19 protein-coding genes are annotated in these 20,265 nt (G+C 62.4%); 8 read left to right on the top strand and 11 right to left on the bottom strand.

What is annotated here, in order from left to right; translation table 11 throughout:
• Positions 1-41 precede the first annotated feature (41 nt).
• From AC1DDS_RS02720 to AC1DDS_RS02705, 4 genes are all read right to left on the bottom strand, one after another.
• Entirely contained in the window at positions 42-1,163 is a 1,122-nt protein-coding gene (locus AC1DDS_RS02720) for a hypothetical protein (RefSeq protein ID WP_477477473.1), read from the bottom strand.
• A 161-nt stretch (positions 1,164-1,324) separates the two neighbouring features.
• On the bottom strand, positions 1,325-2,425 hold the full coding sequence (gene ribB, locus AC1DDS_RS02715; RefSeq protein WP_477477472.1) for a 3,4-dihydroxy-2-butanone-4-phosphate synthase: 1,101 nt from the start codon (positions 2,423-2,425) through the stop codon (positions 1,325-1,327).
• 25 nt (positions 2,426-2,450) lie between these two features.
• A complete protein-coding gene (gene aroC / locus AC1DDS_RS02710; RefSeq protein WP_477477471.1) occupies positions 2,451-3,548 on the bottom strand; it encodes a chorismate synthase in 1,098 nt (365 codons plus the stop codon).
• 154 nt (positions 3,549-3,702) lie between these two features.
• On the bottom strand, positions 3,703-6,807 hold the full coding sequence (locus AC1DDS_RS02705) for a bifunctional diguanylate cyclase/phosphodiesterase (RefSeq protein ID WP_477477470.1): 3,105 nt from the start codon (positions 6,805-6,807) through the stop codon (positions 3,703-3,705).
• A gap of 257 nt (positions 6,808-7,064) precedes the next feature.
• Here AC1DDS_RS02705 and AC1DDS_RS02700 point away from each other — a divergent pair, with 257 nt between their 5' ends.
• Positions 7,065-7,325, top strand: coding sequence for a DUF1344 domain-containing protein (locus tag AC1DDS_RS02700; protein WP_477477469.1), 261 nt, complete (start codon positions 7,065-7,067; stop codon positions 7,323-7,325).
• A gap of 50 nt (positions 7,326-7,375) precedes the next feature.
• Here the strand turns inward: AC1DDS_RS02700 and AC1DDS_RS02695 are convergent, their stop codons facing one another.
• The 4 genes from AC1DDS_RS02695 to AC1DDS_RS02680 all read right to left on the bottom strand — a co-directional run bounded on the left by AC1DDS_RS02695 (position 7,376) and on the right by AC1DDS_RS02680 (position 10,497).
• Entirely contained in the window at positions 7,376-7,957 is a 582-nt protein-coding gene (locus AC1DDS_RS02695) for a histidine phosphatase family protein (RefSeq protein ID WP_477477751.1), read from the bottom strand.
• A 21-nt stretch (positions 7,958-7,978) separates the two neighbouring features.
• Positions 7,979-8,797 (bottom strand): enoyl-ACP reductase FabI, encoded by an 819-nt coding sequence (gene fabI / locus AC1DDS_RS02690; RefSeq protein ID WP_310414894.1) that lies wholly within the window; start codon positions 8,795-8,797, stop codon positions 7,979-7,981.
• Positions 8,798-8,919: 122 nt separating this feature from the next.
• The gene (locus AC1DDS_RS02685) at positions 8,920-9,975 is read right to left on the bottom strand and encodes a DnaJ C-terminal domain-containing protein (protein ID WP_477477750.1); all 1,056 of its coding nucleotides are present in this window, start codon (positions 9,973-9,975) and stop codon (positions 8,920-8,922) included.
• A 171-nt stretch (positions 9,976-10,146) separates the two neighbouring features.
• Entirely contained in the window at positions 10,147-10,497 is a 351-nt protein-coding gene (locus AC1DDS_RS02680) for an RT0821/Lpp0805 family surface protein (protein WP_477477468.1), read from the bottom strand.
• Positions 10,498-10,643: 146 nt separating this feature from the next.
• On the opposite strand from AC1DDS_RS02680, the gene pdxH reads away from it, so the two are divergent.
• The 3 genes from pdxH to AC1DDS_RS02665 all read left to right on the top strand — a co-directional run bounded on the left by pdxH (position 10,644) and on the right by AC1DDS_RS02665 (position 13,444).
• Entirely contained in the window at positions 10,644-11,264 is a 621-nt protein-coding gene (gene pdxH, locus AC1DDS_RS02675) for a pyridoxamine 5'-phosphate oxidase (protein WP_310414889.1), read from the top strand.
• Between the two features lie 260 nt (positions 11,265-11,524).
• Positions 11,525-12,751: a DUF937 domain-containing protein gene (locus tag AC1DDS_RS02670; protein ID WP_477477467.1), complete on the top strand. Its 1,227-nt coding sequence runs from the start codon at positions 11,525-11,527 to the stop codon at positions 12,749-12,751.
• Between the two features lie 195 nt (positions 12,752-12,946).
• Positions 12,947-13,444: a hypothetical protein gene (locus tag AC1DDS_RS02665; RefSeq protein ID WP_477477466.1), complete on the top strand. Its 498-nt coding sequence runs from the start codon at positions 12,947-12,949 to the stop codon at positions 13,442-13,444.
• A gap of 25 nt (positions 13,445-13,469) precedes the next feature.
• On the opposite strand, the gene AC1DDS_RS02660 is transcribed toward AC1DDS_RS02665, so the two are convergent.
• Positions 13,470-14,525 carry a polysaccharide deacetylase family protein gene (locus AC1DDS_RS02660; RefSeq protein ID WP_477477465.1) on the bottom strand — a complete coding sequence of 352 codons (1,056 nt, stop codon included), beginning with the start codon at positions 14,523-14,525 and terminating at the stop codon, positions 13,470-13,472.
• Between the two features lie 98 nt (positions 14,526-14,623).
• Complete coding sequence (tldD, locus tag AC1DDS_RS02655; RefSeq protein ID WP_477477464.1) at positions 14,624-16,039, bottom strand: metalloprotease TldD; 1,416 nt, start codon at positions 16,037-16,039, stop codon at positions 14,624-14,626.
• 133 nt (positions 16,040-16,172) lie between these two features.
• Between tldD and AC1DDS_RS02650 the strand changes: the two genes are divergently transcribed.
• Positions 16,173-16,394 (top strand): antitoxin MazE family protein, encoded by a 222-nt coding sequence (locus tag AC1DDS_RS02650; RefSeq protein ID WP_477477463.1) that lies wholly within the window; start codon positions 16,173-16,175, stop codon positions 16,392-16,394.
• Positions 16,391-16,714 carry a type II toxin-antitoxin system PemK/MazF family toxin gene (locus AC1DDS_RS02645; protein WP_477477462.1) on the top strand — a complete coding sequence of 108 codons (324 nt, stop codon included), beginning with the start codon at positions 16,391-16,393 and terminating at the stop codon, positions 16,712-16,714. The genes AC1DDS_RS02650 and AC1DDS_RS02645 overlap by 4 nt, the downstream gene beginning before the upstream one ends.
• A gap of 12 nt (positions 16,715-16,726) precedes the next feature.
• Here AC1DDS_RS02645 and AC1DDS_RS02640 read toward each other — a convergent pair whose 3' ends face one another.
• Entirely contained in the window at positions 16,727-17,260 is a 534-nt protein-coding gene (locus tag AC1DDS_RS02640) for an invasion associated locus B family protein (protein ID WP_310414875.1), read from the bottom strand.
• Between the two features lie 396 nt (positions 17,261-17,656).
• On the opposite strand from AC1DDS_RS02640, the gene coxB reads away from it, so the two are divergent.
• Complete coding sequence (gene coxB, locus AC1DDS_RS02635) at positions 17,657-18,541, top strand: cytochrome c oxidase subunit II (protein ID WP_477477461.1); 885 nt, start codon at positions 17,657-17,659, stop codon at positions 18,539-18,541.
• Positions 18,542-18,560: 19 nt separating this feature from the next.
• Positions 18,561-20,222, top strand: a complete 1,662-nt coding sequence (ctaD, locus tag AC1DDS_RS02630; RefSeq protein ID WP_477477460.1) for a cytochrome c oxidase subunit I — start codon at positions 18,561-18,563, stop codon at positions 20,220-20,222.
• Positions 20,223-20,265: the final 43 nt, after the last annotated feature.

Here is a 20,265-nt window from a genome sequence, read left to right as displayed (position 1 = left end):
TCACACCCTCCGCGTCATCCTTCACGCGATGGGCACCGCACTCAGAAGCGAACCCGTTTCCGAAGCTTGCGCCATTCGACCAGCGCACGCTTGCCGATATTCATGGCGGTAAGGGGTGGATAGGTCTTGCGGGTCTTTTTGAGGGCGGTTTGCAGCAGTTCCTGCACGGCCGGAATCCTGCGCAGTTCTTCGTCGTCGTAATGGACGAACTCCGCCGTATGGTCGCCAAAGATCCGATCGCCGGCCGGTTGCGGATGCATATGCTTTCGCAACGTGTTCAGCAGGCGCGTTTCGACGGTGCGGAAATCCTCGGATTGACGCGGCACAGCGAGCGTGCGGCGCGCGGAAGCACCTTCGCTTGCCATTGTATCGACGATCCGCGCCTTTTCCTCGGGCGTGAACAGGTAGCGCATGACCTGGCCGATGTGGAGTGCCTTGCGGCTGTTCGGTTTTCCGGTTGGAAACCTGCTCTCCTTGGCCAGCAATCGGATGAACTCCGTCATCTCGATCGGCAGCCGCTCGTTGACCGAAGGCTTCGTCGCCTTGAGGTCATGGATATCGAGCATCGTTTCAAGGAAGTAGGTGAAGATGTCGAGCTTCTGCCTGCGGATCTCCTCGTAGAGCAGCACCCTGTAATCCACGCCCGGCAGCGCCAGCACCGGCCGGATCTCCCTGAGCGGGTTCAGGTAGATTGCCCGCAACGGGTTTCGCAGCGGTCTTTCCATCCACTGGGGCAGGCTTGGCGCAGACCCCATGCCGGCTTTCTGCGCCCACAGCGAATAGATCGTGTCGAGCGGATCACGCAGGGTATAGACGAGCTGCAGGGAGCGGTTGCCGATGATCTCCGCAACAGCCTGGAAATGCTGCTTTTTCCAGCGCCTGAAACCCTCGGACGAGAGAAGGATGTCGAGACCTTCCCGGTCGGCCTTCTGGAGCACCTTGAGAAAATCGGAATAGGCCGCGCCTTCGCGCTGCAGAAACTGGTCCTCATGGTCGGAGAGGTCGTGATGGGCGATGCCGACACGTTCGCCGATCACCGGGTAAAGCCAGCCCCGCTCCCGCAGCCGATCGGCGTTGTGATGGAAATTGGCCTGCATATAGGTGGTCGCGGTCTTGTGCGGACCAATATGCATTACCAGGCGCAGGGGTTTGTCTTGCTTCATGCAGATTTCACGTTCCACGACGGGAGCTCACGATCTCCCTGGCCGCTTTCGTCCCGCCTAAAGCGCGTCGCGATCTTTCGGATTCGCTTGCCACGCTTTAGGTCCTTGTTCTTTCGCATGTCCTTGTCCCGAAACCGGTTCCCACTTTCGGGAGACATGCTTCAGCAGATGTCCGTCGCCGCGATGTTGATGCCGAAGCCTTCAAGCCCGACATAGTGACGTTCGCGGGAGGCCATGAGCCTGATGGAGGTTATGCCAAGGTCTTTGAGGATCTGTGCGCCGAGGCCGATCTCCAGCCACTCGTTCTCGCGCGCCATCGCCTCGCTGTGTCCCTCGCGCTCGTGGCTGCCCTTGCGCGCCGTCTTCGAGACGCCGACGCCGACGGAGCCTTCGCGCAAATAGACGATCACGCCGCGGCCGTGTTCGGCGATGCGCTTCATGATCGCCTCGAGCTGCCGATTTTTGCCGAATACGTCCTCGCCGACGTTTTCCAGGTGCAACCGGACGGGGATGTCGACCCCGTCGCGGATGTCGCCGAAGACGACGGCCATATGGTGCATCGGGTCCCAAGGCAGGGAGTAGGTTGTCGCCTTCGCCTTGCCGAACGGCGTGTCGACGTCAAAGGTCGCGCCCTGTTCGATCAGGGTTTCCTTGCGCTGGCGGTAGGCGATCAGGTCGGCCACCGAAACCTGCTTGAGGCCGTGCGTCTCGGCGAACTGCGCCACCTGCGGTCCGCGCGTCACGGTGCCGTCGTCGTTGACGAGCTCGCAGATGACGCCGACCGGTGGCAGGCTCGCAAGCTTGCAGAGGTCGACCGCCGCCTCGGTATGGCCCGAGCGCATCAGCACGCCGCCCTCGCGGGCAACCAGCGGGAAGATGTGGCCGGGACGGACGAAGTCGGCCGGGCCGATATTCGGATTGGCGAGGTTGCGGACGGTCAGCGTCCGGTCCTCGGCGGAAATGCCGGTGGTCGTGCCGTGCTTGAAGTCGACCGAAACCGTAAAAGCGGTGGTGTGCGCCGAATCGTTGTCCGCCACCATCGCGCTGAGGTTCAGGCGCTTGGCCTCCTCGCGCGGCATGGGCGTGCAGACGATGCCGGAGGTATGCCGGACGATGAAGGCCATCTTTTCCGGCGTGCAGTGAACCGCGGCGACGATCAGGTCGCCCTCGTTCTCGCGCCCGTCGTCGTCGGTGACGACGACGATCTCGCCGGCCTCGAACGCCCGGATCGCATCGACAACGCGCTTCTGGTCAAAGGACATTTCGTAACTCCTGGTCGTGTCGCGGTTAAGCCAGCCGGCCGGTCTGGCCGCGGTCCCGCAGATAGTGGTCGGCGATCGCGCAGGCAACCATGGCCTCGCCGATCGGCACGGCCCGGATCCCGACGCACGGGTCGTGCCGACCCTTGGTGCGCACGTCCACCTCGTTACCGTGGCTGTCGATCGAACGGCGCTCGGTCAGGATCGACGAAGTGGGCTTGATGGCGAAGCGGGCAATGACCGGCTGGCCCGTCGCGATACCGCCGAGGATGCCGCCGGCATGGTTCGACAGGAACATTGGCTTGCCATCGGGACCGATGCGCATCTCGTCGGCGTTCTCTTCGCCAGTGATCTCGGCGGCACCGAAGCCGTTGCCGATCTCAACGCCCTTCACCGCGTTGATCGACATCAGATTGGCGGCGATGTCCTGGTCGAGCTTGCCGTAGATCGGCGCGCCGATGCCCGCCGGGACACCTTCGGCAACCACTTCGACGACCGCGCCCACCGAGGAGCCGGCCTTGCGGATGCCGTCGAGATACTCTTCCCACACCGGCACGATTTCCGGGTCGGGCGCGAAGAACGGGTTGGTGTCGACGACGCTCCAATCCCAGTTGGCGCGGTTGATCCGGTGCTTGCCGATCTGCACGAGGGCGGCGCGCACGGTCAGGCCGGGCACGACCTTTCGCGCGATCCCGCCGGCGGCCACGCGTGCCGCCGTCTCGCGCGCCGAGGAACGTCCGCCGCCGCGATAGTCGCGGATGCCGTATTTCAGGTCGTAGGTGTAGTCGGCATGGCCGGGACGGTAGCGCTGGGCAATCTCGGAATAATCCTTCGAGCGCTGGTCGGTGTTCTCGATCATCATCGAGATCGGCGTGCCGGTGGAAACCATCGTCTCGCCGTCGTCATCGAGCATGACGCCGGAGAGCACGCGGACCAGATCGTCTTCGCGCCGCTGGGTGACGAAGCGCGACTGCCCCGGCTTGCGCTTGTCGAGCCAGGCCTGGATCTCCGCGAGCTTGAAGCGGAGGCCGGGCGGGCAGCCGTCGACGACGCAACCCAGCGCCGGGCCGTGGCTCTCGCCCCAGGTGGTCACGCGGAAAAGATGGCCGAAAGTATTGTGCGACATGAAATCCTGCCCAGTGCGCTCACGGTCGCGACATGCGCCACGATCCGCTCCTTCCTGTTGCGGCACTCATAGAGCCGATTGGCGCAAAGTTGAAGTCTTTTTGATGGGAAAGGCCGGGTGATGCAGAGCTTTCAGCGCGCGCGCCCAGATTCCTTCAGGAGGCAGCTTTCCGGCGATGTCCGAGTGCGTAGGCCTGGAATTTGTTGCCCGGCAGTGGCGCGGCGAAGGCAAAGCCCTGCAGAAGGTCGCAACCGAGCGCACTCAACATCTCGGCATGCGCCATCGTTTCCACGCCCTCGGCGACGATCTCGATCCCCAGCGACTTGCCGATGTCGATGATGGACCGCACCAGGGCCTGCTCGTGGCGCGAAGTGAGGATCGGTGCCACCAGTTGGCGGTCGATCTTCAGCCGCTTTGGCCGCAGTTTCAGCAGGCTGACGATCGACGTATGCCCGGTACCGAAATCGTCGATTTCGATGTCGATGCCAAGGTCCTTGATCCGCTCGATGTTGCCGAGGACAACGTCGTCGCTCTCGTCGAGAAAGATCGATTCCACGAGCTCGAATGTTATCTGGCCTGGCAGGATGGAAAGACCGGTCAAGGTCTCGACCAGCGTTTCGTCGCGCAGGCGCCGGGCCGACACGTTGACCGAGATCTTCGGCATCAGGATGCCCTTTGCAGCCCATCGGCTACAGTCGATCAGCGCCTTTTCCAACACGATCCGGTCCAGCGTTGCCGTAACGTTCAAATCTTCGGCAACCTTCAGGAAGCGATCGGGTAACAAAAGGCCGTTTTGCGGGTGGTGCCAGCGGATCAGTGCCTCGACGCCCGCAAGCTTCAGGGTGCGCGCGCAGATCTGCGGCTGGTAGTAGGGGATAAACTCATTGTTCTCGATACCGCTCAGGATGTCGTCGGCCATGCGCTTGTTGCTGACGATTTCGGCCTCGAGAACCGACGTGAAGAACTCGTGCCGGTTACGCCCGAGCCCCTTGGCCCGATAAAGTGCGATATCGGCGTTGACGAGCAGCTTGCGCGTGTCGATCCGGGTGCCGCTTGCGACCGCGATGCCGATGCTGACGCCGAAGCGGCACATGTGGCCGTTGTAGTCGACCGGTTGACGCATCAGGCTGGTGATGCGTTGCGACAGCGCCGAAAGATGGGTGTGGTCGTCGCTTTCGATCACCACCACGAATTCGTCGCCGCCAATGCGCGCGACCAGGTCGTTATGGTCGACAGAGGAGCGCAGGATCTGGGCGGCATGGACGAGAAGCGCATCGCCGGCCGCATGGCCGAGGGTGTCGTTGATCTGCTTGAACCGGTCGAGATCGATGTGGAGGATGGCGATGTTGACGGCTTTGCTGCGGCTGCGTTTGGCCAGCCCCTCCAGATGACCATCCAGCTTTCGCCGGTTGCCGAGACCCGTCAGCGGATCGTGGAGAGAATTGTGCTCGATACGGTTCTTTGCCTGTTCGAGCTCGAGGTTCTTCGCATCTGCCACCGCCTTGGCGTGCTTGAGCTGTTCGGTCATCAGCATGTCGTCGGTGACATCGAAGGCGAGGCCGACGAACTTGCGCTTCCCGCTCGCCTCGACATGAAGTTTGCCGACCGACTGGATGTATCGGACCGTGCCATCGGCATGAACAACGCGCGCCTTGCGCAGATAGGGCGTGCCCGTCGCTATGCTTTCTGCCGCGGTTGCCTCGGCGTCCTTGCGGTCATCGGGGTGAATTGCGTTCAGCCATGTCTCGTGGGTTATGCGCTCGCCTGTATCTGGAATGCCGTAGAGCTGGCACATACGCGCATCCCAGATCGTCAGCCCCTCGTCCAGGTCCGCCTCCCACAGTCCGCACTGATAGGCGCTCAACGCCATGTCGAGGCGCTGGGTGATCTTGAAAAGTGCGTCCTTCTGCCGGTCGGATTGCTCCTTGGCCGACTTCAGCCGTTCATTGAGAAGCACGTCCTCGGTAACGTCCCAGCTGATGCCGGTCAGCTTTTCGTCGTCGCCGATCGTCAGTCGCGAACCGACGCTGCGGATGTGACGGACACTGCCATCCGGCAGCACCACCCGATATTGCGACCAGTAGTCGGTACGATCCGCGATGGCGGCGGCAATGGCCGCTTCGGCGGCCGCAAGGTCCTCGGGATGCACGGTGGCCCGCCACGATTCCTCACTGGGCGACTGCTCTTCTGTGAGGCCATGCAGGATGTACATCTGACGATCCCACTCGCGGCCGCGGTCGGACAGCGATAGTTCCCAAATGCCGGTCTTGGACGCCTCCAGTGCGAGATCCAGTCGCTGTGAGAGCGAACGGATCAGTGTCTCGCGCGCCTTGAGGCCCGCAATGTGTCGCTGTCGCTCCCCGACGAGGCCGCCGGCCAGCAGGATCGGTCCGATGATGACGAGGGCAGCGATCGCAGTCGCAAGGCGGATCCGCCGTTGATTGTCCGACGGTGTTTCCCAGCCTTCGGCCGGAACGGCCGCGAGTTCCCAGGTCCCGCCCGGGAAGTTGACCGTGCGTCGGACAGCTTCGCCGTCGAAGATCGCGGCATTGCCAAAGAGCGGTTGCTGGCTCGACCCCGAACCGATGGTGCGAATGGAAACATTGAGGCCAGCCGCACCTTTTCGAAGTTCGCTTCTGTCGTCCGGCCGGTCGATCAACCCCGCTCGGATGTACAGCCTGCGTTCGTCTATGACACCTTCGACATAACCCCACCAGGCGGTAGGTCCGGCGCCGCTGCTGATGACAGGAATGAGCAGGTCGAATCCGCGGCTGCCGTCGGACAATTGCATCGGGCCGGTCATGGCCAGTTGCCCGAAGGCCCGCTTCACGTCGGACGCAACAAACCGTTTGAGATCGGTCCCATTGTACCGCTCGTTACCCCCGACCGGGAAGGTCTGCGCTACAACCCCGTTCGGAGCTGCGGCGACGCGGTGAAATTGGTTGTTCTGCGCGAGCAGTTTGCGCGCCAAAACCGGGAACTGGGCAGCCGCCTGGTCGGGGGCTGCAGCGAACATGTTCGCAAGCCCTTGTAGCGCAGTCACGTTCCGGTTGATTTCGCCCTCAAGCCGCGAGCCGATGAGGCCGAGTTCTGTATCGACGCGGGCATGCAGCTCGTTGCGGTGGAGCCGGTCGTTTTGCGCCTCATAGGCGTAGCCGGCGCCGACGATGACGATAGCCGCGATGGCGGCCGGCAGAAGGGACGGCCTGGCCCAATAGGCAACGCTGTTGAGTGTGTGTCTGATCCGCCCCGGCCGCAATATGGCGCCATCCCCTCACGTCAATCTTCACCCTAGGACGCTTTGATTAAGATTGAATTGATGCTTTCGCATAGGTTGTAAGGCACGGCGGCGGCGCGGAACTCGTACGGGGATGGCAAACGATTGGGTCTTGATCGAACTTTGGATTCCCGGCATCCATTTGAACGCAAGGCGTGGCATCGGGCGAATTTCGCCATATTCGAAAGGCATCAAGCGTGACAGACAAGAACACTGCTTCGACCACGGGGGTTCGCAAGATGCGTTTCATGATAGTCGCTCTGTTGGCTGCGGTCGGCATGCTCGCGCCGCTGACATCGTATGCCGAGAGCGCCGATGTCGAGGCCGTCATCACCAAGGTCGACACGACCGGACTAAGCCTCTCGCTCGACGACGGGAAGAACTATCAGGCGCCGGAGGAGTTTAACTTCGAAGGGCTTTCACCGGGCGTGAAGGTGCTTGTGTTCTACACCGAGGTCGACGGCAAGCGCATCATCGACGACCTGGAAATCATCCAGTAGCACGCGAGGCGTATTCCGTGGTGGCGCAGCCTTGCGGGCGGCGCCCGGGGCTACAGCCATGTCGCTCCATCGTCATCGATACGTAGGATGCGGTCCTGATAGACGGGAGCATGGGACGCCTCGATCACCGGCATGCCGCTGAACTTGAAGAGCGCCCGGAACACGCCGCCATGGCTGACGCATACGGTCGGCTTGTCGATTTCCTTGAACCATGAAGCGACGCGCCAGGACAGGATCTCGTAGCTCTCTGCGGCCTCTCCGGGCGGGATGAAGTCCCATTTCGAACGCGAGCGTTCCTTGACCCGATCGCGAACGGTCTTCTTGAGTTCGGAGATGGTGAACCCTTCCCAGTCGCCGAAGGAGACTTCGACCAGGCGATCGTCGGTGCGGTAGGCGAGGGGATCGAGGCCCATGGCGCCACGCACGAGTTCCATCGTCTCGCGTGTGCGCCCGAGCGGGCTTGCGACATAGTCGAAGTCATTGGCGGTACTGCCGAGAACGGCCTTCAGGGCCCGGCCGTTTTCGGACGCCTGCCGGCGTCCGATGGCGTTCAGCGGAATGTCCTTCTGGCCTTGCAGCCGTCCCTCGGCATTCCAATCGGTCTGCCCATGACGGATCATGTAGACAAGCACCGCCGTGCTCCGCAGCAAGCCTCAGTCCTTGACGACCGAGATGTCAGGGGCGTCAACGGCCTTCATGCCGACGACATGGTAGCCGCTGTCGGCGTGATGCACTTCGCCGGTGACGGAGCGCGAGAGATCCGACAGCATGTACAGGCCGACGTCGCCGATGTCTTCGATCGTCACGGTCCTGCGCAGCGGCGCATTGTACTCGTTCCACTTCAGAATGTAGCGGAAGTCGCCGATGCCGGACGCGGCCAGCGTCTTGATCGGGCCGGCCGAGATCGCGTTGACGCGGATGTTCTTCGGGCCAAGGTCGACGGCGAGATATTTCACGCTCGCCTCAAGTGCCGCCTTGGCGACGCCCATGACGTTGTAGTTCGGCATGACCTTCTCGGCGCCGTAGTAGGTGAGCGTCAGCATCGAGCCGCCGTCCGTCATCAGTTTCTCAGCGCGGCGTGCGACCGAGGTGAACGAGTAGACGGAAATCTGCATCGTCTTGGCGAAGTTCTCCGCCGACGTGTCGATGTAGCGGCCCGTCAGTTCGTCCTTGTCGGAGAAGCCGATGGCGTGCACGAAAAAGTCGATCTTGCCCCAGGTCTTCTCGATGGTCTCGAAAACGGCATCGATGGAAGCCTCGTCTGCGACGTCGCAATGGCCGGCGAGAATGCCGCCGAGTTCCGCTGCAAGTGGCTCGACGCGCTTCTTGAGGGCCTCGCCCTGATAAGTGAGGGCGATTTCTGCGCCCTGCGCACGAATGGCCTTGGCGATACCCCAAGCGATCGACCGGTTGTTCGCCACGCCCATGATGACGCCGCGCTTGCCGCTCATCAGACCGGATACCTGAACCATGGAATGTCCCTTGCTGATTTCCTTTGGATTTTGCCTATGACATAGGCAGCATTAGGGTTCAAGCACGACGGGTTCAGGAACTGTTAGCACTGGTAACAATGAGTGCGCATTTCACGAAACCATCACAGATAGAGCCCTTCGCGCAGGCTGCGCATCAGATCGATCATCTTGTCGTCCGGCCTGTCCCATAGCAGAAGCCGCAGTTCGACAACAAGCTTGCCGCGGTTGCCTTCCTCGTCCGCGAGGCCTTGACCGTCGATATGGATGACGTGGTCCGAACTGGACCAGGCCGGGACGACCACCGGCAGATCATCGCCGCTCGGCGCGGTGACCGTGGTCTCGCAGCCCAGGACGGCGTTCTCGATCGTCACCGGGAGGGTCATGCGCAGGTCGAAACCGTCGACACGGAACGGACCTGGGGCCACCCGAACGGTGAGCACGGCGTCGCCGCGCTTCAATTCGTTGATCCGATGCCCCTGATCCTTCAGCCGAATGACGGTGCCGTCCGTCGTGCCGGTCGCAAGCGGCACCCTCAGCGTTTCACCGTTGACCTCCAGCGTGACGCGCGACTGCTTCATCAGGTCTTCGAGCGTCACGACAAGGTCGCAAACAAGATCCGGGGCCTTGTCGACCACCGGGCGCAGGCCGCGTATGCGGCGCACGAGGGCCGAAAGGATATCGACTGCCGCGGTCGTGCGGCGTGCCGCCGGGACTGGCAGATCAGAATTGTCCAGGCTCGAGGCCGGCGCTCCGGATGGCCCTTGCCGTTCGCTGCTGGCAGAGGGTTGGGGCGGCGGCGCGGCATTGCTCGCCGGCTGTTGGCGCGGATCGATGCCGAAAATGCGCGACACCACGTCCTCGGCGCTCTCGGTTGTGCCTTGAACATTCTCCGGCTGGGCCTTGCGGGCGCTCTGCTGGCGGCGCATCTGTTCCATGCGGCGCAGTTCCATCTCGCGCCGGATTTCTGCTTCGCGGTGTGCTTGGTCGTATCGGCTGCGCTTCTGCGGGTCGCGCAGAAGGTCGTAGGCGCGGCCAACCTCGGTAAAGCGGATGGTGGCGAAGGGATCGTCCTGGTTCTGGTCGGGATGAACGGTCTTGGCGACGATTCGCCAGGCCGCCCGGATCTCTTCCTGTCCCGCGTCGCGCTTGACGCCCAGCACCGCATACGGATCACGCATCAACATTATGCCGCTCTTCTTTTCCCTGGAGCCTTTACGCCTTGTCGTCTTTGGGCCCCTGCAAAGCCCGCGGGCATGGATGATGCCAATAACGTCCTAACCGATGGTTACGGTATCCATCGCAGAATCGCAGAGGATGCATTCGTGTGATGCTGGTTTCCGGAGTAGGGGCTACTGCTGCCGGTCGAAGCGCGTCAGGGACCACATGCCGTCGCCGCCGACGCAGGTCCGGCCGTCATAGTTGGCAATTCCCGTGTAGGAATGAAGTGTCGTGGTGAAGTCGCGGCAGGTCCGGCCTGCCTCGTCGTTCAGTTCCAGAACGCTGCTGACGACGCCGGCACTGCCAGAAACGGTATTCGCCCAGGGAATGGGGTTGCCGGCATTGCGGCCAAGGTCGGCGGACGAAACGGCGTTGCGCACCGTCGCTGCGTCCGTGGTGTTGTCGAGACCTGCACCAGGGACCGCGCTCGTCTTGACGGCCTTGTCGACGGACATCTCCGAAGCAAAATCAAGTCCGCTCATGCATCCCGACAGGGGTGCAAGGCAAAGCACTAAAAGGGCGATCCGTGACCGTCTCGTCCACAATATCGTTGTCTCCCGTCGCGACTTTGCTATGACTTCAACCCCGGCATGTCCCAACGGACCGATATTCGGCATTGGATTCAAATATGAGCGACATAGAGTTAACAACCGGTGACTTTACCGAGGAAAGCGAGCCCTTCTCCCTGTTCGGAAAGTGGCTGGAGGATGCCGAGAAGAGCGAACCGAACGACCCGAACGCCGTGGCGCTCGCGACTGTCGACGCTTCCGGTCTGCCGAATGTGCGCATGGTTCTCCTGAAGGGATTCGATGAACGCGGTTTTGTCTTCTACACGAATTTCGAAAGCCAGAAAGGCCAGGAGATCCTAGGGGCGGGGAAGGCGGCGATGTGTTTCCACTGGAAATCGCTGCGCCGCCAGGTGCGGGTTCGCGGACCGGTTGAAATCGTTTCCGACGCGGAGGCCGATGAATACTACGCATCCCGGCCGCGCGGCAGCCGCATCGGCGCCTGGGCCTCGAAGCAGTCCCGGCCGCTGGAAAGCCGCTTCGCACTCGAAAAGGCCGTTGCAGAGTACACAGCCCGCTATGCGATCGGCGAAATCCCGCGTCCATCCCATTGGTCGGGCTTCCGCATCAAGCCGGTGTCGATTGAGTTTTGGCACGATCGACCCTTCCGTCTGCATGACCGGCTGGAGTTCCGTCGCGCTGCAGGCGGCGAAAGATGGGAGAAGGTCCGGATGTATCCCTGATGCATCCGGATTGCTGACAAGATCGCCTTTGTGCCGGCCGCCTGATGCGGTGGCCGGCGGTCTCGAATCGTGAAGCACGCACAGGCCGTAAAGGGCTGTCGGAGTATACAACTCCAATTGGTGTGCTATATTTTTTGCCAAGACAGGAAAGCATTTGGCCCGCAGTTCACGGGACGGGCATGTCGCATTCTCGTTTTGAAGCGACACAACGCGCATCAGGCAAGGCTGAATCTCGAGGCATTCATGCGGAGGAGAATTCAATGGCCAGCAATCTCGTTTCCTATCTCATGCAATTTTTGACCCCCGACGTGATTGCGCGACTGGCAGCCGCGCTGGGGCTCGACACCGACAAGGTCCAGCGCGGTGTCGCGGCGGCCGTACCGGCGGTCCTTGCGGGGCTGGCCGGTGTTGCCGCGCAACCCGGCGGTGCTCAGAAGGTCGCGGATGCCGCCGGACAGCAAAGCGGCGTTCTCGACAACCTCGGCGGCCTGCTTTCCGGCGGGGGCCAATCTCCGCTGATGCAATCCGGCTCGCAACTGCTTTCTTCGCTTTTGGGCGGCAACGTCAGCGGCGCGCTGGCGAGCTCGATCGGTAACTACTCCGGGCTCGGCCAGAATGCCGGCAACTCCCTGCTCGGCATGCTGGTACCGCTCGTTTTGGGCGGCATCGCCAAGAACACGGGCGGTGACCTCAGCGCAAACGCTATCGGCGGATTGCTGGCCGGCCAGCGAGACAATATTGCAGCCGCAATGCCTTCGGGTCTGCGGGACATGCTGGCCGGCACCGGGCTCCTGGACTCGCTTGGTGGAGCGGCACGTACGGCCGCCGCAGCCGGCAGCGATGCCGCGGCGCGCGCCACCGCGTCGGCGGCCACCGCCGCCCGGACGACCGCAGCAACGGCGACAACTGCCACGCGCAGTGGCAGCAACTGGCTCTATTGGCTTCTGGCGGCGTTGGTGCTCCTGGCGATCCTCTACTACCTGTTCGGCCGCCCGACCCATCGCACGGCGGAACAGACGCCGCCCGAACCCCAGGCCCCGGCCCAGACCGAGACCCAGCCGGCACAGCCGCAAACCCCGGCTCCGGCCGAGACCCAGACTCAGCCGGCCCAGCCCGAAACCCAGACCCAAACCCAACCTGCAACACCCGCCGCCCCGTCGCTGACGGTTGCCGGCGTCGACGTCGGCAAGCAGGTCACCGACGCGATGGCCGAGTTGCAGACGACACTGAACGGCGTCACGGATGCGGCGACGGCGCAGGCCGCCTTGCCCAAGCTTCAGACTGCAACCGACACCTTCAACAAGGTCGACGGGATGCTCGGGCAGCTTTCGGCGGAGCAGAAGGCTGCGTTGTCAAGCCTCGTCAAGCCAGGCCTCACGAGCCTCAATGCCTTGTTCGACAAGGTTCTGGCGGTTCCGGGCGTCTCGGATGTCCTGAAGCCGACGATCGATGCTTTGAAGGCAAAACTGGCGACGCTGGCACCGTGACCTTCGACTACAGCGCCGCGCGTCTTATAAGACGCGCAAAGGTCGCTGTAGCGCTTTGAATTGCTGCATGTTTTTATCCTCAAATCGGCCACGATTTGAGGAAACATGCAGTAGGGAACACCGCCGGCCCGTCGCCGGCGGCTCCCCGAACAAATCCTCCCGCACGTCAACTCTAACAAGAGGAGGCGATAAGCCATGGCTGACAAAACGACCTTTGCACCCGACGAATGGAACCAACTGCTGGAAGGCGTGATGGCGGCGGGAATTGCCGTCACCGCCGCCGAGCCGAGCGGTCTTTGGGGCATGCTGAAGGAGGGCTTGGCGAGTAGCCGCGCGCTGCTGCAGGCAAAATCCGGCACCGGTTCGACCCAGTTGATGACCGCAGTCGTCGAGAGTTTCGAATCCTCCGAAGGCCGCAACGCTGCCCGCGACGGGCTGCAGGCCACGTTGAAAGGTGCGAAATCCGACGAGATCAAGACGAAATGCATCGAGGTGGTTCGACGGGCGGCGGAGGTCGTCGACGCCAAGGCCCCCGCCGATGCGCCGGCCTTCAAGGCATGGCTCCTGCAAATCAGCACTGATGTCGCCGAAGCTTCGAAAGAGGGCGGGTTCCTCGGATTCGGTGGGACGCCGGTGAGCGAGGCGGAGAAGGCGACGGTCGCCGAGATTTCGTCTGCGCTGAAGCTCGCCTAGAAAAAGCCTCCTGGCCGACCGCCGGCTAGCGCCGCAGCAGCTTGAAGGGAATGCCGGAAGCGAGCGCCGACACATATTTGCGCTTCTGGTAGAGCCCGTTCAACGAGATGCGCGGCAACGCCATGGGCGTGTCGAAACTGCGTACGTCGAGTGTCCCGGGATCCGTGGTGACGGCGACGGTGAACCCAAGTTCGCCGGCGATCTGGTGCTCGCGCCGCGAAACGGTGGGATTGAAGCCGTAGGGGTAGGCAAAAGCGACCGGTCGAACGCCGGTGAGGCACTCCAGCCGCTCGGCGGAAGCCTGCATCTCTTCCCTGGCTTCGTGTTCCTCAAGCCGGGCCAGCGCCCGGTGGCTGATCGTATGGGCCCCAAGTGTTGCGAGCGGGTTTAGGACCAGGCTCTTGAGTTCCGGCTCGCGCATGACCAGCCGCTCCGTGATCAGCAGCGGGTCGATGCCATTGGACTTTGCCGCCGCGTCAAGCGCCTTGACCGCCTCTGTCTCGTCGCTGGAATGGATGAAGGCGGAGAAGCGCGCGAAGGCGGCCTCCTTGTGCCGGTTGGTGGCCAGGGGCAAGGTCACCGGACCGGAGCCGAAATCGAACTCGATGTGCGGCAGGGCGCGCAGCAGTTCGGCCAGGGTTTCCCACCAGATGCTGTGGGTCCGGCCGGCGAAGCCGCCGGTAATGAAGACGGTGAACGGAACCCGATGCTCGGTGAAGACCGGCTGGGCGTGGAGGGCGTTGTTCCGGTAGCCGTCATCCAGGGTGAAGGCTGCGAACCGCTCCTCGGGACGGGCGATCGCCATGCGCGCGGCAAGGTGATGCAGGGCGACGAACTGGTATCCGTCCGCAGCGAGGAAGCGGATCGTCTCATCGAGGAATTCGGGGGTGATTTCCAGATGGGCGTTCGGGTCGAAGGATTGTTCGATCTTTGGCCGCACATGGTGCAGCGTGAAGATCGCGCCGCGGCCTCGCGCGGACGCCAGCAGGCCGGCGCGCCCGGCCAAGTTGGACAGTTCCAGCCCGCTCGTAATGGCGGCGCGCTTGAGGCTCTGGCGCATCACATTTTGCAATGTCGGCATCTGCGCTCCCGTAGGCGATTCTCTTGCCGCCTTTATGCGGGGGGTATGGTATCTGCGCAGTTAACGCGCATCGCGGGAGCGGCATCTGCCGCTGCGGTTCAGGTCCTTGTGCCGCCGACGGTGATCTGGTCCATGCGCAGATGCGGCTGTCCGACGCCGACCGGCACGCTCTGGCCGCCCTTGCCGCACATGCCGATTCCGGTGTCGAGCTTGGAGTCGTTTCCGACCATCGTGACCCGCCGCATGGCCTCGGGGCCATTGCCAATGATCATCGCGCCCTTGACCGGGGCCCCGACCTTGCCGTTCTCGATGAGATAGGCCTCGGTGCAGCCGAAGACGAACTTGCCGGAAGTGATATCGACCTGGCCGCCGCCGAAGGAGACGGCATAGATACCGTTCTTCACCGACGCGATGATCTCGTCCGGCGTCCTGTCGCCCGACAGCATGTAGGTGTTGGTCATGCGCGGCATCGGACTGTGCGCATAGGATTGACGGCGGCCGTTGCCGGTCGCCTTCATGCCCATCAGCCGCGCGTTCTGCCGGTCCTGCATGTAACCGACGAGCTTGCCGTCCTCGATCAGCACGTTGTAGCCCGACGGCGTGCCCTCGTCGTCGATGGTCAGCGACCCGCGGCGGGCCTCGATCGTGCCATCGTCGACAACCGTGACGCCCTTGGCCGCGACCTGCTCGCCCATCAGGCCGGAAAACGCGGAGGTCTTCTTTCTGTTGAAATCGCCCTCGAGCCCATGGCCGACCGCCTCGTGCAGCATGACGCCGGGCCAGCCGGACGAAAGCACGACGTCCATCGTGCCGGCCGGAGCATCGATCGCCTCGAGGTTTACAAGCGCCTGCCGCAATGCCTCATCCGCCCCGTGCTGCCAGCTCTCCGTCGTCAGGAATTCGCCGAAGCCGCGCCGGCCGCCCATGCCGAAGGAACCGGTCTCCTGCCGGTCGCCCTCACCGACGATGACGGAGATGCTGATGCGCGTCATCGGGCGCACGTCGACAAACTTGTGGCCGTCGGCGCGGAGAATGTTGACCACCTGCCAGCTGGCTGAGATCGCTGCCGTGACCTGGCGCACTTTCGGCTCCTTGCCGCGCAGGTAGGCATCGATCTCCTGCAGAAGCGTCACCTTTTCCTCAAAGGTCGGGCTGCCGATAGGGTTTTCCTGGCCGTAGAGCCGGCGGTTCGTTCCTTGCGGCGCCGCGGCATAGTTGCCGGCGTAGCCGCGCGTCACCGCTGCCGCAGCATCCGCCGCCCGCTTCAGGGCTGACAGCGACAGTTCCCCCGAATGCGCATAGCCGACCGCCTCGCCAGCGACCGCTCGCAGGCCGAACCCCTGGTCCGTGTTGAAGCTGCCGCCCTTCAGCCGTCCGTTGTCGAAGGTCAGCGACTCCGCCTGTGCGTGTTCAAGATACAGTTCGCCGTCATCCGCATTTGCAAGGCTGTGGCTGAGCACCTTGCGGACCGCTGCCTCGTCGGCGTCGAATAGGGATAGAAGATCGGTGTTCATGGGCGGGACTCCGCGCAGAGGCTTAATTTTCGCCTACCATGTAGAGGTGCGAGCGACGATCCACAAGTTTGGACTTCGTCCTTGACACGCCGCCTGCCGAATTTCATGTTACATGTAACAACTGGAGATGACGATGGGAAAGCCTGTCAGCGAGCGTGTCCAGAAGCGGCGCGACGCCATGCGAGCCGCCGGTCTGAGGCCGGTGCAGATATGGGTACCGGACACCCGTCGACCCGGGTTTGCCGAAGAGTGTCGACGTCAGGCGCGGATCATTGCCGCAGCGGAGTCTGCGGACGAGGACCTGGCCAACTTCATGGACGCAGCTTTAGCCGACCTCAACGGTTTCGATGAATGAGGCGCGGTGATCTCGTCACAGTCGCATTGCCCGGCGACTTCGGCAAGCCGAGGCCGGCCTTAGTCCTCCAGTCGGACCTCTTTCAGGAAGTCCCGACAGTAGCGGTGTTGCTTTTGTCAAGTGCGGAGCGGGAGACGCCATTGCTTCGCATAGCGGTCGAGCCCGACGAGGGAAATGGCCTGCGCAAGCCGTGCCAGATCATGGTGGACAAGGTCATGACCGTCCGCAGGGACAAGATCGGCCCGCCGTTTGGCAGGATCGACGACGAGATCATGGTCTCCGTCAACCGCGCACTCGTCGTGTTTCTCGGCCTGGCTTGATCGGACTTTAATTTAGGGCAGTGCGTCGTAGCCCTCGCCAAACCCCTTCAGGTCGACGGGAATGCCGATGCCTTCCTCGGGCGTCTGGAACACGATGAAGGTGGCCGTCGCGCCGGAGCGGAAGGTTTTCAGGAGTTCTTCCTCGAGCACCACTTCCGCATAGCAGCCGTCCGAGAAGCAGCGGACGAAATAGGCGCGGCCGATGTCCTTGCCATCGACGTTGAGGCCGAGTCCGTTCGGCAGCAGCACGCCGAGCGGTGCGAGCACGCGCAATATCTTCGCCTTTCGATCCGCCGTCTTGAGAATGACGACCGACAGGCCGACCTCCGGACGATCCTCGGCGATAACGTTCTGCATCAGTGCGCACTGCTCGGACGAAGCGCCAGCCGGCTGGTCGCACACGATCGACCAGGCACCGTGGTTCGATTTCACCGTACCTGGCTGCTGCTGGGCCTGCGAGAAAGCAGGCGAGCTGGACGCGATCACGGCCAGCGCGGCAAATGCGCGAACCGCTCTGATCAGGCGCGAAGGGGAACCGGAACCCATGTGAACCTCGAAGTCTCGAATCATACGCGCCATTCTTGAATAGCGATCGCGCAAATTGAAAGCCCTTAGCGCTCTTTTCCAGTTTATGCGGCGGAAATTGGACGCTGCCGCTGATTCTTTACGTTAGCGGCCCCACAACATCGCGTTCTGCAACGAAGGCGGGTGCTTCCGCCACCCTGGTTAGCAGGACGGGCGCCCGGCATCCTCGACGGTCACTCTGAAGAGTCTGGTGAAAATTTGACCGTCTACGCCCCAGACTTGGCTTTGCGCAAAAATGCCGCATGAGCATTCATCCGAGGCGGTTGCGGCGAGCATGAAACTGTGGTTTTAAGCACTCAGCATTGCAGGATTCTGCGCGTTGTTTGATCCCAATCAAACACTTTGGGGAGATTTGTTGTGATAAAGAAAGCTTTTGCAGCGCTGACGGCCATCGGCTGTTCGCTGTTTGCTTCGAGCGCCCTGGCCGACCAGCCGGTCGATTGGCAGAAGGGCCTCCAGCCTGCCGCCACCTCGATCATGGAAGAGATCCGCTGGTTCGAGCAATATACCCTGTGGTTCATTGTCCCGATTACGATTCTTGTGCTGGTTCTCCTGGCTGTCGTCATCGTGCGGTTCCGCGAGGGTGCGAACCCGGTTCCGTCCAGGACCAGCCACAACACGATGATCGAGGTGATCTGGACCATTGGCCCGGTCATCATTCTTCTGTTCCTTGCCGTTCCTTCGTTCCAGTTGCTGACCAAGCAGCTGGCGCCGACGGAAGAGCCGGAATTGACGGTCAAGGCGACCGGCTATCAGTGGTACTGGGGCTACGAGTACCAGGTTGGCGATAATCCCGTTTCTTTCGATTCCCTGCTGTTGCAGGACAAGGATCGTGCCGCCGCAGGCAAAGAGGACAGAGCCGTATATCCGCGCCTCCTCACCGTGGACAATGAAGCCGTCGTTCCGGTCGGCAAGCATGTCCGGCTTCTCGTGACGGGCGCCGACGTGATCCATGCCTTCGCAATGCCGTCCTTCGGCATCAAGATCGACGCCGTTCCAGGTCGCATGAACGAGACCTGGTTCAAGGCCGATCGTGAAGGGCTCTTCTACGGCCAGTGTTCCGAGCTGTGCGGCAAGGATCATGCCTACATGCCGATCGCCATCCGCGTCGTCTCGCAGGAAAAATTCGACACCTGGCTTGCCGCCGCTGCGACCAATATCGGCGAGGCAAACAAGGCTCTGACGGCATCCATCGACGGTGAAAAGAAGACCGTTGATGTCGCCCAGAACGCCGCGCAGTAATTCCAAGGGAGTGCAATCCATGGCCGGAACAACCGCTGCCCACGATGACCACGGTCATCACGACCACAAGCCTTCGTTCTTTGTCCGCTGGTTCCTCTCGACGAACCACAAGGACATTGGAACGCTCTACCTGATCTTTGCGATCATTGCCGGCATCATCGGCGGTGGGCTTTCGATCTTCATGCGCGCCGAGCTCCAGGAGCCGGGCATCCAGATCTTCCACGGTCTTGCCCAGATGGTCTACGGCTTCGAGGGCGATGCTGCCATCGACGGCGGCAAGCACATGTTCAACGTCTTCACGACCGCGCACGCGCTCATCATGATCTTCTTCATGGTCATGCCGGCGCTGATCGGCGGCTTCGCCAACTGGATGGTGCCGATCATGATCGGTGCGCCGGACATGGCGTTCCCGCGTATGAACAACATCTCGTTCTGGCTGATCATTCCGGCATTCCTGCTCGTGCTCCTTTCGATGTTCGTCGAAGGCCCGGCGGGTGCCTATGGCGCGGGTGGCGGCTGGACGCTCTATCCGCCGTTTTCGACGTCCGGCATGCCGGGTCCGGCGATGGACTTCGCGATCCTCGGCGTTCACATCGCCGGTGCCTCGTCGATCCTCGGTGCGATCAACTTCATCACCACGATCTTCAACATGCGCGCACCTGGCATGACCATGCACAAGATGCCGCTCTTTGCCTGGTCGGTGCTGATCACGGCCTTCCTGCTGCTGCTTTCGCTGCCGGTTCTGGCAGGCGGCATCACCATGCTCCTGACCGACCGCAACTTCGGCACGGCATTCTTCGCGCCTGAAGGCGGCGGCGACCCGATCCTCTACCAGCACCTGTTCTGGTTCTTCGGTCACCCGGAAGTGTACATCCTGATCCTGCCGGGCTTCGGCATCGTCAGCCACATCATCTCGACCTTCTCGCGCAAGCCGATCTTCGGCTACCTCGGCATGGCCTATGCCATGGTCGCGATCGGCGCCGTCGGCTTCATCGTGTGGGCGCACCACATGTATACGGTCGGACTGTCGCTCGACACGCAGCGCTATTTCGTCTTCTCGACGATGGTCATCGCCATCCCGACGGGTATCAAGATCTTCTCGTGGATTGCGACGATGTGGGGCGGGTCGATCCGCTTCACCACTCCGATGATCTGGGCGCTCGGCTTCATCCTGCTCTTCACCGTCGGCGGCGTCACGGGCGTCCAGCTCGCCAACGCCGGCCTCGACCGCGCCATGCACGACACCTACTACGTGGTCGCTCACTTCCACTACGTACTGTCGCTCGGTGCCGTCTTTGCGATCTTCGCGGCCTGGTACTACTGGTTCCCGAAGATGACGGGCTACATGTACTCGGAGTTCCTCGGCAAGCTGCACTTCTGGGTCATGTTCATCGGCGTGAACCTGATCTTCTTCCCGCAGCACTTCCTGGGTCTGGCCGGCATGCCGCGCCGTTACATCGACTATCCGGATGCGTTCGCCGGCTGGAACAGGGTGTCCTCGTACGGCTCCTACATTGCAGGCGTCGGCGTTCTGATCTTCCTGTTCTGCGTCTTCGAAGCTTTCGCCCGCAAGCGGGTCGCCGGCAACAACCCGTGGGGTGAGGGCGCGAACACGCTCGAGTGGCAGCTCTCCTCGCCGCCGCCGTTCCACCAGTGGGAACAGCTCCCGAAGATCAAGTAAGATCGCAGACGAACACGGAGGCCGTCGAAAGGCGGCCTCTCCA

It is taken from the genome of Mycoplana sp. 10N416, assembly GCF_056394765.1.
This window is presented reverse-complemented; position numbering and strand designations above follow the sequence as displayed.

Bases quoted from the DNA above. Each gene is read 5' to 3' on its own strand.
- AC1DDS_RS02720 (WP_477477473.1), bottom strand. From the start codon at position 1,163: ATGAAGCAAGACAAACCCCTGCGCCTGGTAATGCATATTGGTCCGCAC.
- ribB (WP_477477472.1), bottom strand. From the start codon at position 2,425: ATGTCCTTTGACCAGAAGCGCGTTGTCGATGCGATCCGGGCGTTCGAG.
- aroC (WP_477477471.1), bottom strand. From the start codon at position 3,548: ATGTCGCACAATACTTTCGGCCATCTTTTCCGCGTGACCACCTGGGGC.
- AC1DDS_RS02700 (WP_477477469.1), top strand. From the start codon at position 7,065: ATGCGTTTCATGATAGTCGCTCTGTTGGCTGCGGTCGGCATGCTCGCG.
- fabI (WP_310414894.1), bottom strand. From the start codon at position 8,797: ATGGTTCAGGTATCCGGTCTGATGAGCGGCAAGCGCGGCGTCATCATG.
- AC1DDS_RS02685 (WP_477477750.1), bottom strand. From the start codon at position 9,975: ATGCGTGATCCGTATGCGGTGCTGGGCGTCAAGCGCGACGCGGGACAG.
- AC1DDS_RS02680 (WP_477477468.1), bottom strand. From the start codon at position 10,497: ATGAGCGGACTTGATTTTGCTTCGGAGATGTCCGTCGACAAGGCCGTC.
- pdxH (WP_310414889.1), top strand. From the start codon at position 10,644: ATGAGCGACATAGAGTTAACAACCGGTGACTTTACCGAGGAAAGCGAG.
- AC1DDS_RS02670 (WP_477477467.1), top strand. From the start codon at position 11,525: ATGGCCAGCAATCTCGTTTCCTATCTCATGCAATTTTTGACCCCCGAC.
- AC1DDS_RS02665 (WP_477477466.1), top strand. From the start codon at position 12,947: ATGGCTGACAAAACGACCTTTGCACCCGACGAATGGAACCAACTGCTG.
- AC1DDS_RS02660 (WP_477477465.1), bottom strand. From the start codon at position 14,525: ATGCCGACATTGCAAAATGTGATGCGCCAGAGCCTCAAGCGCGCCGCC.
- tldD (WP_477477464.1), bottom strand. From the start codon at position 16,039: ATGAACACCGATCTTCTATCCCTATTCGACGCCGACGAGGCAGCGGTC.
- AC1DDS_RS02650 (WP_477477463.1), top strand. From the start codon at position 16,173: ATGGGAAAGCCTGTCAGCGAGCGTGTCCAGAAGCGGCGCGACGCCATG.
- AC1DDS_RS02645 (WP_477477462.1), top strand. From the start codon at position 16,391: ATGAGGCGCGGTGATCTCGTCACAGTCGCATTGCCCGGCGACTTCGGC.
- AC1DDS_RS02640 (WP_310414875.1), bottom strand. From the start codon at position 17,260: ATGGGTTCCGGTTCCCCTTCGCGCCTGATCAGAGCGGTTCGCGCATTT.
- ctaD (WP_477477460.1), top strand. From the start codon at position 18,561: ATGGCCGGAACAACCGCTGCCCACGATGACCACGGTCATCACGACCAC.